The organism is Leifsonia sp. Root227 (assembly GCF_001428745.1).
GTDB lineage: Bacteria > Actinomycetota > Actinomycetes > Actinomycetales > Microbacteriaceae > Leifsonia.
This window is the reverse complement of record NZ_LMIO01000003.1, coordinates 401,471-414,422: the sequence shown is the minus strand read 5'-3', so window position 1 is coordinate 414,422 and position 12,952 is coordinate 401,471. Positions and strand designations below refer to the sequence as shown.

General features: G+C 68.8%; 13 protein-coding genes. 4 read left to right on the top strand and 9 right to left on the bottom strand.

The window, feature by feature from the left end:
* Positions 1-36 precede the first annotated feature (36 nt).
* A complete protein-coding gene (locus ASE16_RS12055; protein WP_055895224.1) occupies positions 37-1,677 on the top strand; it encodes a DNA repair helicase XPB in 1,641 nt (546 codons plus the stop codon).
* Between the two features lie 31 nt (positions 1,678-1,708).
* Here ASE16_RS12055 and ASE16_RS12050 read toward each other — a convergent pair whose 3' ends face one another.
* From ASE16_RS12050 to ASE16_RS12035, 4 genes are read right to left on the bottom strand one after another with little or no spacing between them, the layout of a single operon-like run.
* A complete protein-coding gene (locus tag ASE16_RS12050) occupies positions 1,709-2,584 on the bottom strand; it encodes an aminoglycoside phosphotransferase family protein (RefSeq protein WP_055895221.1) in 876 nt (291 codons plus the stop codon).
* Entirely contained in the window at positions 2,571-3,326 is a 756-nt protein-coding gene (locus ASE16_RS12045; RefSeq protein ID WP_055895220.1) for a pyrimidine reductase family protein, read from the bottom strand. Before ASE16_RS12045 ends, ASE16_RS12050 begins: the two co-directional genes overlap by 14 nt.
* Positions 3,319-4,215, bottom strand: a complete 897-nt coding sequence (gene folP / locus ASE16_RS12040; RefSeq protein ID WP_055895218.1) for a dihydropteroate synthase — start codon at positions 4,213-4,215, stop codon at positions 3,319-3,321. Before folP ends, ASE16_RS12045 begins: the two co-directional genes overlap by 8 nt.
* Before the next feature lies 1 nt (position 4,216).
* Positions 4,217-5,461: an NAD(P)/FAD-dependent oxidoreductase gene (locus ASE16_RS12035; protein WP_055895216.1), complete on the bottom strand. Its 1,245-nt coding sequence runs from the start codon at positions 5,459-5,461 to the stop codon at positions 4,217-4,219.
* Between the two features lie 125 nt (positions 5,462-5,586).
* Here ASE16_RS12035 and ASE16_RS12030 point away from each other — a divergent pair, with 125 nt between their 5' ends.
* A complete protein-coding gene (locus ASE16_RS12030; RefSeq protein WP_055895214.1) occupies positions 5,587-6,279 on the top strand; it encodes a response regulator transcription factor in 693 nt (230 codons plus the stop codon).
* A gap of 53 nt (positions 6,280-6,332) precedes the next feature.
* Complete coding sequence (locus ASE16_RS12025; RefSeq protein WP_055895212.1) at positions 6,333-8,033, top strand: sensor histidine kinase; 1,701 nt, start codon at positions 6,333-6,335, stop codon at positions 8,031-8,033.
* Positions 8,034-8,115: 82 nt separating this feature from the next.
* On the opposite strand, the gene ASE16_RS12020 is transcribed toward ASE16_RS12025, so the two are convergent.
* From ASE16_RS12020 to ASE16_RS12000, 5 genes are all read right to left on the bottom strand, one after another.
* Positions 8,116-9,195, bottom strand: a complete 1,080-nt coding sequence (locus tag ASE16_RS12020; RefSeq protein ID WP_157480354.1) for a hypothetical protein — start codon at positions 9,193-9,195, stop codon at positions 8,116-8,118.
* Positions 9,196-9,338: 143 nt separating this feature from the next.
* Positions 9,339-10,958: a chaperonin GroEL gene (gene groL / locus ASE16_RS12015; protein WP_055895208.1), complete on the bottom strand. Its 1,620-nt coding sequence runs from the start codon at positions 10,956-10,958 to the stop codon at positions 9,339-9,341.
* Positions 10,959-11,144: 186 nt separating this feature from the next.
* Entirely contained in the window at positions 11,145-11,348 is a 204-nt protein-coding gene (locus ASE16_RS12010) for a cold-shock protein (RefSeq protein WP_055895205.1), read from the bottom strand.
* A gap of 174 nt (positions 11,349-11,522) precedes the next feature.
* Positions 11,523-12,071: a LytR C-terminal domain-containing protein gene (locus tag ASE16_RS12005; RefSeq protein ID WP_055895202.1), complete on the bottom strand. Its 549-nt coding sequence runs from the start codon at positions 12,069-12,071 to the stop codon at positions 11,523-11,525.
* A gap of 14 nt (positions 12,072-12,085) precedes the next feature.
* Positions 12,086-12,379, bottom strand: a complete 294-nt coding sequence (locus tag ASE16_RS12000; protein WP_055895200.1) for a DUF3263 domain-containing protein — start codon at positions 12,377-12,379, stop codon at positions 12,086-12,088.
* 169 nt (positions 12,380-12,548) lie between these two features.
* Between ASE16_RS12000 and msrB the strand changes: the two genes are divergently transcribed.
* The gene (gene msrB, locus ASE16_RS11995; protein WP_055895199.1) at positions 12,549-12,950 is read left to right on the top strand and encodes a peptide-methionine (R)-S-oxide reductase MsrB; all 402 of its coding nucleotides are present in this window, start codon (positions 12,549-12,551) and stop codon (positions 12,948-12,950) included.
* The last annotated feature ends 2 nt before the right edge of the window (positions 12,951-12,952 follow it).

The window sequence follows — 12,952 nt, the reverse complement described above, 5'->3', positions numbered from 1 at the left end:
CGGGGCGCAGAGAAAGCGGGCGTAGACTCAGCGGTTATGTCAGATGGCCCCCTGATCGTCCAGAGCGACCGCACCGTGCTGCTGGAGGTCGCGCATCCGTCGGCCGAAGACGCACGGCACGACCTCGCCGTGTTCGCGGAGCTCGAACGCGCGCCAGAGCACATCCACACCTACCGGATCACCCGGCTCGGACTGTGGAACGCGCGGGCGGCAGGGCACACCGCACAGGACATGCTCGGCACGCTGGAGCGGTACTCGAAGTTCCCGATTCCGCAGACCGTGTCCGTCGACATGGCGGAGACCGTCGCCCGCTACGGACGGCTCGTGATCGAGCGCGACGACGACGGCGTGCTGCTGCTGCGCTCGACCGACCTGCCGGTGCTCACCGAGGTCGCCGGCGCGAAGCGGATCGCCCCGCTGCTGCTCGAACGACGGGACGAGTCGACCTTCGTCGTGGAGGCGTGGGCGCGCGGCCAGCTCAAGCAGGAGCTGGTGAAGCTCGGCTGGCCGGCAGAAGACCTCGCGGGATACACGCCGGGCACACCGCATCCCATCGACCTGGTGGAGGACGGCTGGAAGCTGCGCGACTACCAGCATAAGGCGGTGGACAACTTCTTCGACGGCGGCTCCGGTGTGGTGGTGCTGCCCTGCGGCGCTGGCAAGACCCTGGTGGGCGCCGGCGCGATGGCGACGGCCAAGACCACGACGCTCATCCTGGTGACCAACACCGTCTCCGCCCGCCAGTGGCGCGACGAGCTGCTGAAGCGCACGACGCTCACGGCCGCGGAGATCGGCGAATACTCCGGCCAGGTCAAAGAGGTCAAGCCGGTGACCATCGCCACGTACCAGATCCTCACCGCCAAGCGGAAGGGCGAGTACGCGCACCTGGCGCTGCTCGACGCGATGGACTGGGGCCTCGTGGTCTACGACGAGGTGCACCTGCTGCCTGCGCCGGTGTTCAAGCTCACCGCCGAGCTGCAGGCCCGCCGCCGCCTCGGCCTCACCGCCACCCTGGTCCGCGAGGACGGCAGGGAGGGCGACGTGTTCAGCCTCATCGGCCCGAAGCGGTTCGATGCCCCGTGGAAGGAGATCGAGGCGCAGGGCTTCATCTCCCCCGCCGCCTGCTATGAGGTGCGCATCGACCTGCCGGCGTCCGACCGGCTCAGCTACGCGGCCGCAGCCGACGACGAGCGCTACCGGCTGGCAGCCACGGCGCCCGCCAAACTGGATGTGGTGCGCCAGCTGGTCGCACGGCACCAGGGCGAGCGCATCCTCGTCATCGGCCAGTACCTCGACCAGATCGACGAGCTCGCCGAGGCCCTGGATGCGCCGTCCCTCACGGGAGCGACCCCGGTGGACGAGCGCGAGCGTCTCTACCAGGAGTTCCGGGAGGGCACGACGGAGGTGCTGGTGGTCAGCAAGGTCGCGAACTTCTCCGTCGACCTGCCGGAGGCGACGGTCGCCATCCAGGTGTCGGGCTCGTACGGCTCCCGCCAGGAGGAGGCCCAGCGCCTCGGTCGCCTGCTCCGCCCGAAGGAGTCCGGGCTGTCCGCGAACTTCTACACGCTCGTCTCGCGCGACACCGTCGACCAGGACTTCGCGCAGAACCGGCAGCGCTTCCTCGCGGAGCAGGGGTACTCGTACACGATCCTGGATGCGCACGCGCTGGCCGCGTAGGACAGCCCAGCCCAACCCGGCCCAGCCCGGCTCAGCCCAGCACCCGCTCCGCCGTCACACGCGCCCGAGCATTCCGCGGGTCGTCGCGCAGCGTGATGAGCGCCTTCCACAGCGCCCAGCCCTTCCCGCGCGCCCACATCGCGTCGTCGGCGCCGAGCACACTGCGGTAGGCCTCCCGCGCCTCGCCGTCGAGCGTCGTCCAGGCGAGTGCCAGGTCGCAGGCGGGGTCGCCGACGCCCGACGTGCCGAAGTCGATCACCGCGGCGAGCCGGCCGTCCAGCATCAGCAGGTTGCCGACCGCGATGTCGCCGTGAAACCAGACCGGCTCGCCCAGCCACGTCGCGTCCTCGGCCTGTGCCCAGACGCGCGCGGCCGCATCCAGGTCGAGTGGGTCACCGGAGGCGCCGAGCGCAGAGATGGCGGCGCGCGTCTCGTCTCCGTAGACGGCGGGCGGGTCGCCGCGGAAGAAGTTGTGTCGCCCGGGGCGTGGGGAACCGTCGGTCGGGCACTCCCGTAGCGCGACCAGGAACGACGCCACCGCCTCCGCGAACGCCACGGGGTCGCCGATGCCATCCAGCGCGGCGGGGCGTCCGTCGAGCCAGCGGTACACCGACCACGCATACGGGTAGCCGAACGCCGGCGCCCCTGCCGCCACCGGCGACGGGATGGGGACGGGCAGCAGCGGGGCGAGCCTCGGCAGCCAGTCCTGCTCCTTGGCGACCTGCTCGGCGTACCACGGCCCGCTCGGCATCCGGATGCTCAGGGCATCCCCCAGCCGGAAGGTCCGATTGTCCCAGCCGTCCAACTCCACCGCCCGGATCGGCAGCCCCGACCAGGCAGGGAACTGGCTGTCGACCAGCCGTCGCGCGAGGTCGGCGTCGATCGCGGGCAGCTCAGCGCCGGACATAGCGCAGCAGCAGCGTGTCGCCGGAGACCAGCGTGTGAGAGAGCCGCAGCCCGACCGGAACGATGGGCGACGCCCCGGACGAGATGCGGGTGGCGACCCCTGCTTCCAGCCGAGGGCTGATCGTCAGGCACAGCTCGTCCAGCTCCCCGGATGCGATCAAATCGCCGAACAGGTGCGGCCCACCCTCGCAGTGGATGCGGCCAAGGCCTCGCTCGTTCAGCACCTGCACCAGCACATCCACCTCCACCCTGTCGCGGCCGCAGACCACCACGTCCGCCACCTCGGAGAGGGCCTCGCGGGTGTCCTCGCGCGAGCGTTCGGTGGTGAGCACGATCGGCCGCACGGGAGCATCGCGGAAGATCGGGCTGGCCGGGTCGAGGTCGAGGCTCGCGGAGACGATGGCGAACACCGGATGCGCGGTGCGGCCGTGCTCGGCGCGCCAGCGCTCGGAGGCCTCGTCGACCCGCATCGCCGCGTAGCCCTCCGCGCGCACCGTGCCCGCTCCGACCACGACCACGTCGCAGAGGCGGCGCAGGATGGCGAACACGCGCTTGTCCGCGTCGTCGGACAGCCCGCCGGAGAGGCCGCCGTGCGTGGCAGCGCCGTCGACGCTGCTGACGAAGTTGACGCGCAGCCACGGCAGGTCGCCTGCACCGTCGCTGTAGAGGGCGGCAAGGTCCTCGTCGCCGAGTCCCTCCTCGGCCGGCAGCGGGTAGACCCTGGCGATGGCCGTTTCAGTCATTCACGTCTCCCATGTTGTGCTTCAGGTATGCGGGCTCGCGCAGGCCCAGGATCGCCTCCGTCATCCTGGTGGCGGCGACGGAGGCGGCCACATCGTGCATCCGGATGATGCGGGCGCCGTTCACGATCGAGACCACGGCGGCGGCGAGCGAGCCCTCGAGGCGTTCGGCGCGGGGCGCATCCAGGGTCTCGCCGATGAAGTCTTTGTTGGAGACGGCGGCGAGCGTCGGAAAGCCGAGGTCGGCGATTTCGTGCAGCCGCCTGGTCAGCTCGAGCGATTGCAGCGTGTTCTTGTTGAGGTCGTGGCCAGGGTCGACGATGATCCGCTCCTCCGGGATGCCTGCGGCGAGCGCCAGCTCCACCCTGCCGAGCAGGAAGGCGGCGATCTCGGCGGCGATGTCGTCGTAGTGCGGCCTCGGATAGAACGTGCGAGGGGCGGCGAGGCTGTGCGTGATGACGAGGGTCGCGTCGCTGTCGGCGACCACGGAGACCAGGTCGGGGTCGCTGAGGCCGGTGGTGTCGTTGACCACCGTGGCGCCGGCGGCGATGGCGCGGCGCGCGACCTCGGCGTGGAAGGTGTCGACGGAGATGACCACGTCCGACCCTGCGCGCAGCTCCGCGACCACCGGCACGACCCTGTCAGCCTCCGCCTCGACCGGGATCGGGTCTCCGGGCGCGAACGGGGCGCCGCCGATGTCCACCCAGTCGGCGCCGAGCTCGACGGCGCGGAAGCTCGCCTGGACGGCCTTGTCGAGGGCGAACGTCCTGCCCTGGTCGAAGAACGAGTCCGGTGTGCGGTTGACGACGGCCATCACGGCGACGCGGCGGGAGAAGTCGAAGGTGCGGGCGCCGATGGTGCGGACGGGGATGCGGAGCGGTGGCAGATACATGTCAGAGCGAGGCAAGGTCCACGCTCTCGTCGGTGAGACGGCGCTCGTCCACGCGCTCGCCGGAACGGATGAGCCGCTGCACCTGGTCGTTCACATCCCAGACGTTGACGTTCATCCCGGCAACCACGCGCTCGTTGCGCAGCCAGAACGCCACGAACTCGCGCGCGTCGACATCGCCGCGGTAGACCACCCTGGCATCCGCCGCCAGCGGCCCGTAACCCGAATACTCCATGCCCAGATCGTATTGGTCGGAGTAGAAGTACGGGATGTCGTCGTAGCTCGCCGACTCGCCCAGGATGCTGCGCGCGGCGACCGTGCCTCCTGCGATGGCGTTCGCCCAGTGCTCGTTGCGCAGGTGCCTGCCGATGACGGGCAGGAAGGGGTTGGCCAGGTCTCCCACGGCGTACACGTCCTCGGCGACCGTGCGCATCCCCTGGTCGGTCGGAACGCCGTTGTCGATGGAGAGCCCGGAGCGTTCTGCGATGGCCGTGTTCGGGATCGCCCCGACGCCGACCACCACCAGATCGGCGGGGATGCGCTCTCCTGTGCCGGTCACGACTCCTGTGCCAGTGACGACCTCGCGCGGCCCGTCGTCGTCCCCGTCAATGGCGACCACAGACGCCGCATTGCGGAATGAGACGCCGTTGTCGGTGTGCAGCCGCTCGAACACGCGGCCGAGCTCCGGCCCGATGGCGGAGCTGAGCGGAACGGCCGAGCTGCCGACGACTGTCACGTCGTTGCCGTAGCCGCGCGCGGCCGCAGCCACTTCCAGACCGATCCAGCCGGAGCCGACCACCACGACGCGCCTTCCGCCCACCTCGAGCGCCGAGCGCAGCCACTCGCTGTCCTCGATCGTCCGCAGCGTGAACACCGCGCCGTGGCCAGCACCCGGCACGCTCAGCCGCCTCGGGCTCGCTCCCGTCGCGAGCACCAGGCTGTCGAACGTGATCCGCGCGCCGCCGTCGAGGAACAGCTCGTGCGCGGCAGGGTCGAACGAGCTCGCCACCGTGTCCGGCAGGAACTCCACCGCGTTCTCCGCGTACCAGGCCTCAGGATGCACGTCCCCCGCCGAGCGCTCGGCCTCGCCCTTCAGGAACTCCTTGGACAGCGGCGGCCGGATGTACGGGTGGTGCTGTTCGGCGCCGAACAGCAGGATGCGCCCGTCGAAACCGCGCTCGCGCAGCTCGGTGGCGACCGTGGCTCCGGCCAGTCCCGCTCCGGCGATGACGACGGTGGGCTTCGACATGGTGTCCTCCTCGCGACGGCTCTTCCCAGCATCCACTGTTCCCACGGCGGCCGCCAGACCCTCACACGAATCCCACACCGTGCGCTCACAGGTTGGATTCAGCCAACGCGCAGATACTAGATGCCATGAACGCCGGACCTCGCATCCTGATCGTCGACGACGAGCCCAACATCCGCGACCTGCTCACCACCAGCCTCCGCTTCGCCGGGTTCGCCGTGCGCGCGGTCGGCAATGGCGCCCAGGCCATCTCCGCGGTCCTCGAAGAGGAGCCAGACCTCATCATCCTCGACGTGATGCTCCCCGACATGAACGGCTTCGGCGTGACCAAGCGCCTCCGCGGCGCCGGGTACACCGCCCCGATCCTGTTCCTCACGGCCAAGGACGACACAGAGGACAAGATCACCGGCCTCACCGTCGGCGGGGACGACTACGTCACCAAGCCGTTCAGCCTCGACGAGATCGTCGCCCGCATCAAGGCTATCCTGCGCCGCACGATGCAGGCGGACGAGGACGCGGTCATCCGCGCCGGCGAGCTGACGATGGACCAGGACACCCACGAGGTCTTCGTCGGCGACACCGCCATCGAGCTGAGCCCCACCGAGTTCAAGCTGCTGCGCTACCTGATGCTCAACCCCAACCGCGTGCTGTCGAAGGCGCAGATCCTCGACCACGTCTGGGAGTACGACTTCAACGGCGACGCCGGCATCGTCGAGTCGTACATCTCCTACCTGCGCCGCAAGGTGGATGCGCACTCCAGCGAGCCGCTCATCCAGACCAAGCGCGGGTTCGGCTACATGCTGAAGGCCGCAAAGGTCTGACCAGCCTCCTGCACATGCCCGGCACAGCTTCGGCTGCGTAAACTGGCGGCCTCATGCACACACGCTTACTCGATCGATGGAACGCGATCTCTCTGCGCACCAAGATCACCGGCGTGACCGTGCTGATGCTGACTCTCGGGCTGCTGGTGACCGGAATCGGCACCATGTCGATGCTGAAACCGGTGCTGCTCGACCAGTTGGATGCGCAGCTCTCGGCCGCGTCCGGCGGAAGCTACCTGAACACCTACCTCTACGGCACGTCCGCAGACAGCGAGAAGATCGCGACGGACGCGAGCCCGTCGGACTACTTCGCGGCGCTGTACGACGCGGACGGCAAGCTGGTGAAGTCGAACTGGGGGAACATCCCGGAGGCGCACCGGCCGGCCGTCCCAGCAACGCTGACCGTGCCCGGCAGCAAGTTGCTGCCGCCCGGCGGCTATCCGCTGCTCAGCAATGACGGGCACACCACCTTCCGCGCTCTGGCGACGACGGTCACGCTGACCAACCCGCCCGGCGCCCTCGGCACGGCGATCGTGGCCACCACGACCTCGCAGATCGACACGGTGATGGCGAGCTTCCTCGCGATCTTCCTCGGCTTCGGCGTGATCGTCATCATCGTGGGCGCCGGCCTCACCCGGATGCTCGTGACCACCACGTTCTCCCCGTTGCGCGAGGTGGAGCAGACGGCTGCCGCCATCGCGGACGGCGACTTCAGCCAGCGCCTCGGCGGCGCCACTCCGAACACCGAGGTCGGCCGCCTCAACCGCTCGCTCAACACGATGCTGAACCGCATCGACAGGGCGTTCAACGACCGCGCCAGAACCATCGATCAGATGCGCCGCTTCGTCGGCGACGCCAGCCATGAGCTGCGCACGCCGCTCGTCTCGGTGCGCGGCTACGCCGAGCTGTACCGGATGGGCGCCCTGCAGACCCCGGAGGACGTCGCGCAGGCGATGGACAGGATCGAGAAGGAGGCCATCCGGATGGGCGGCCTCGTCGAGGACCTGCTGGAGCTGGCACGGCTCGACGAGACCAAGCCGCTGAACCTGCATCCGGTCGACCTGGTGCGGATCGCCCAGGACGCGGCGATGGATGCGATGGCCGGCTCCCCCGGCCGCGTCGTCACCGTGATCACCCCCGAGGCGATCGCCGCCCCCGAGTTCGGTCCAGAGGAGCCCGGCGTCGACACGGTGCCGATGCCCATCCAGGACCAGTCGGCGCGGGTCAGCAACGCAACGGGGCCGATCGCGTTCGCCGGGGCGACGCTTGCGCGACTGCGCCGCGGACGCGCCCGCCGCCCCGGCGGCACGGAGCCGACGCTGGTGACCACGGCGGAGAAGGTGGTGCTGCACCAGCCCGTCGCCGCAGAGCCCGCGATCGTGCTGGCCGAGGAGAACAAGCTGCGCCAGGTGGTCACGAACCTGATGGGCAACGCCCTCCGCTACACGGCGGACGGCACCCCCATCGAGATCATGGTGCAGGTGAACCACCAGACCGGCCGTGCCATCCTCGAGGTGCGCGACCACGGCGACGGCATCCCGCCGCAGATCAGGGAGAAGATCTTCCAGCGCTTCTGGCGCGCAGACACCTCACGCGCACGCGAGACGGGTGGCAGCGGCCTCGGCCTCGCCATCGTGTCATCGATCGTCGCGGCGCACCACGGCACCGTCGAGGTCGTGGAGACGGACGGCGGCGGCGCCACCTTCCGTGTCTCCCTGCCGCTCGCCCCGTCAACGGCCCCCGCCGCCGCATAGGCTGCCGGGAGCTCGGCTGCCTAGCGCCGTGCTGGCGCGCGCTCTACCGCCGTGCTCCACCGCCGTGCGCTACCCCGTGCGCTCAGGATGCTGAGAGCAGCTTCTGCGCGATCTGCGTCGCCGCCGCCTGGTTCGGCTTGCCCCAGGCGAGGACCTGGAGCCAGGAGCCGTCGTGGAGGACGTCGACGACGGTCATCCACGAGTCCTCGGTCTGGAAGCTCCACGTCGCCGCCTCGCCGGTCACGCCGTCGATGGTGAGCGGCGAGCGCGTCGTCACGTCCGGGGACGCGGTGGCTGCGGCGGTGAAGACGTTCGCGGCGTTGCTGAGCCCGGTGATCTCCACCGCCCACCTCGGCGCCTCGGTGTCGGCCGCCCGGTAATCGCAGCGGAATGCGCTGTCGAGTCGGTTGGCAGCCTCCCGCACCGAGAACGGAGGCGGGTTCGCGGCCGACGGATGCACGGTCGTGAGCCCGTACGCCGTGCCGAGCGCGGCGACGATCCCCGCATCGTCGCACGCCGGCCGGCGCGCGAGCTTCGGCGGAGCGGACGGGACCGGCGCCTTACCGAGCGCTGTCACCATGCCCTGAACGGCGGCATGGAAGGTCGGCTCAGCGAGGGCCGTGGCGGACGTCGCCGTGACGGAGAGCCAGGTGTCTCCCACGAGAACGTTCGTGCTGCAGGTCGTCGCCTGGCAGTTCCCGCCTCGCGCCTCGCCACCGGTGTATGCGGCGCCCGGTGTGGGCGTGGCCTCGTCCACGAGCTGCTGCCACGCGTTGCGCGCGTGCGGCAGCGTCTGCACGACCACGGACGGGTCCTGCTGATGATCGAAGCGCAACGGCCCCAGGCCGCCCCAGGCGCAGTACGAGCCGTTGGCGGCCAGAATGGGCCATGGACCGGAGTCTGCGTCTCCCGGCTGCAGGTCGGTGAACGTCTGCGGCTCGCCCGATCCGCCCACCAGGGCGCGGACGGCGTCCGGAGTCATCACGGTGTCACACGCCGTCGCGGCGACCGCCTGCGTCCCTGTCGGCGTCGCCGATGCCGTCGCGGAGCCGCTGGCCCCCGGAGCAGGCGCCGGAGCGCTGACGCAGCCGGACAGCAACGCCACCAGCGCCGTCGCCCCGCCGACCACCAGTACTGCTCGCGACCGTGTGATCCCCCGCATGATTCCCCCCGAAGTATGTCTGAGTGCTCCCACAGTCAAGCGCACGCCGCATCCCGCGGCCAGCAGGGGCGCGTGACGGTTCGGTAACGACGAAAGAGGGCGCCTCCCGTGTGGGAGACGCCCTCTTCGCGATGCGTTCGGACTTAGAAGTCCATGCCACCGGTCGGGTCGCCGACCGGAGCAGCGTTCTTCTCCGGCTTGTCGGCGACGACGGCCTCGGTGGTGAGGAACAGCCCGGCGATCGACGCTGCGTTCTGCAGAGCCGAGCGGGTGACCTTCACCGGGTCGTTGATGCCGGAGGCCAGCATGTCGACGTACTCGCCGGTCGCGGCGTTGAGGCCGTGGCCGACCGGGAGGTTGCGGACCTTCTCGACCACGACGCCGGCCTCGAGGCCCGCGTTGATCGCGATCTGCTTCAGCGGAGCCTCGATGGCGACGCGGACGATGTTGGCGCCAGTGGCCTCGTCACCCGTGAGCTCGAGCTTCTCGAAAGCGGTCTTGCCGGCCTGGATGAGGGCCACGCCACCACCGGCGACGATGCCCTCTTCGACGGCAGCCTTCGCGTTGCGGACGGCGTCCTCGATGCGGTGCTTGCGCTCCTTGAGCTCCACCTCGGTTGCAGCGCCGGCCTTGATGACCGCGACACCGCCGGCGAGCTTCGCCAGGCGCTCCTGCAGCTTCTCACGGTCGTAGTCGCTGTCGGTGTTGTCGATCTCGTTGCGGATCTGAGCGACGCGGCCCGCGATGGCCTCCGGGTCGCCAGCGCCCTCGACGATGGTGGTCTCGTCCTTGGTGATGACGACCTTGCGTGCCTGACCGAGCAGATCGAGGGTGACGTTCTCGAGCTTGAGGCCGACCTCCTCGGAGATGACCTGGCCACCGGTGAGGATGGCGATGTCCTGCAGCTGCGCCTTGCGGCGGTCGCCGAAGCCAGGAGCCTTGACGGCGACCGACTTGAAGATGCCGCGGATCTTGTTGACGATCAGCGTGGCCAGGGCCTCGCCGTCGACGTCCTCGGCGATGATCAGGAGCTGCTTGTTGGCCTGGATCACCTTGTCGACGATCGGCAGCAGATCCTTGATGTTCGAGATCTTCTGGTTGGCGATGAGGATGTACGGGTCCTCGAACACCGCCTCCTGGCGGTCCTGGTCGGTGACGAAGTACTGCGACAGGTAGCCCTTGTCGAAGCGCATGCCCTCGGTCAGCTCGAGCTCGGTGCCGAAGGTGTTCGACTCCTCGACGGTGACGACGCCCTCCTTGCCGACCTTGTCGATCGCCTCGGCGATGATGTCGCCGATGGTGGTGTCTCCGGCGGAGATGGATGCGGTCGCAGCGATCTCCTCCTTGGTCTCGACCTCCTTGGCGCTCGCGATGAGCTCCTCGGTGACGGCTTTGACGGCCTTCTCGATTCCACGCTTCAGGGTGATGGGGTCTGCGCCGGCGGCCACGTTGCGGAGGCCCTCCTTGACGAGCGCCTGAGCGAGAACGGTCGCGGTGGTGGTTCCGTCACCCGCGACGTCGTCGGTCTTCTTGGCGACCTCCTTGACGAGCTCCGCGCCGATCTTCTCGAACGGGTCGTCGAGCTCGATCTCCTTCGCGATGGAGACGCCGTCGTTGGTGATCGTGGGGGCTCCCCACTTCTTCTCGAGAACGACGTTGCGGCCGCGCGGGCCAAGCGTCACCTTGACGGTGTCGGCCAGGATGTTGAGGCCGCGCTCAAGGCCGCGGCGGGCGTCCTCGTCGAAAGCAATGATCTTTGCCATGGTTGTTTCTCGTCCCTCCCGGACGTCTGCGAAAGATGCGAACGGTTAGCACTCGATCAGATGGAGTGCTAAAGCGATTCTGGCACTCGTGCCCGTCGAGTGCAAGACGAGACGTCACGCTGGGGGCGGACGCACGAGAGCGCCGCCCCTTTCGGGGCGGCGCTCCACCAGGTTGGTTGCTGCGTGCTACGCCGGACGCACCGACTCAGCCTGCGGGCCCTTCTGTCCGCTGCCGACTTCGAATACGACCTGCTGACCCTCTTCGAGGACCTTGTAGCCGTTCATGTCGATGGCGGAGTAGTGGACGAACACGTCCTGTCCCCCGTCGTCGACGGTGATGAATCCGTAGCCCTTTTCAGCGTTGAACCACTTCACGGTTCCGTTCGCCATGCATTACTCCTATTGCTGTGTTTCGTAGCGACGGCCCATCACCGGCGCGTTGAATCCAGATACTAATGCTTTCAATGCATGCAATCACCAGCTATTTCGCGAAAAAGACAGGAAATGACCGGAAACCGTTAGAAGTTAAACACGCCCGAAACAATACGGGACGCACCGAAAAGGTCAGCCCGTGAAGTTGCTTCCCAGCACCACTGTGATATCAGCCCCGGTCGCGGCGTAGTCCTGGGTCTCCGCCGTCGTGGCGCCGGGGAGCGCCTGGGCGACGCCGAGGGCGGCCCCGGCGTTCTTCGCATCCGAGTAGTAGACGACGGTCTGAGTGAGGTCGGTCTTGTCCGCATTCGCGAGGGCGCCGACCTTGATGCCGGCAGCTGTCAGCTTGGTGCCTGCGGCCTGTGCGAGGCCCTCGGTCGGAGTGCCGTTGAGCACGTTCACCGTGAGGGCGGGGTCGATGGTCGGCACGATGGTCGGCGTCGGAGACGGCGTCGGCGTCTTCGACGCGGAGCTGGTACCCGGCGTGCCGTGGAAGGAGATGCTGCCGTTGACGAGCGACAGTCCGAAGACGCCGGCTCCGATCAGCACGACGGTGGCGAGTGCCGCCCAGCCGAAGCCGATCCAGCCTCGTCCCTTCGCGCGGGGTGCGCGGTGGGCTCCGACGCGGTTCAGGTCGTCCGGAATCGCGTCGAACCGGTCCTTGGGGTACTTCTCAGCCATCGTGTCGAGGGTCCTCAGTCGTCGGACGCGAGCGTCCGGGAGCTTCTGGCGGCCATTCTCGCCTCGCGCAGTCTGAGCAGGCGCTTGACGAGCATGGGGTCGTGCTGCAGAGCGGCCGGCTGGTCGATCAGTGCACCGAGCAGCTGATAGTACCGTGCCGCGGACAGACCGAACTCCTCGCGGATGGCCTGCTCTTTGGCGCCGGCGTGCCGCCACCACTGCCGCTCGAACGCGATGATGGCGACGTCCCGCTCGCTCAGGCCGTCAGGACGCTGGATGGATGCCCGGTCGTCTGCCGCGTTCGCCACCCTGGTCCCTTCATTCCTGTCGGTCGTGCGTCGCTGGTGCGTTCGCGGTTCATCCTATTTGCGGCTTTCTGTGTGTTGGCCTTCCGCCGCGCGGCGGTTCGCGGGACGAAACAGGGAACAGGCGCGGCCCCGCATCCGTTTAGTGTTGAGAACGACGAAAGGAACACGCATGGAGTACAACGTCGCCAAGAGCGAAGACGAGTGGCGCACAGAGCTCAGCCCGGAGCAGTACGCCGTGCTGCGCGAGGCGGGCACCGAGCGGCCGTGGACGGGCGAGCTGCTCGACGAGAGCCGCGCAGGCCTCTACACCTGCGCCGCCTGTGGAGCGGAGCTCTTCAAGTCGGGCACCAAGTTCGACTCCGGATGCGGCTGGCCGAGTTTCTACGAGTCGGTCCGTCCGGACGCCGTCCAGCTCCTCGAGGACAACAGCCTCGGAATGGTCCGCACCGAGGTCCGCTGCGCGAACTGCGGGTCGCACCTCGGCCACGTCTTCGACGACGGCTTCGGCACCCCGACCGGCGACCGCTACTGCATGAACTCGCTCTCCCTCAACTTCACCGAGGGCGAGTAGGA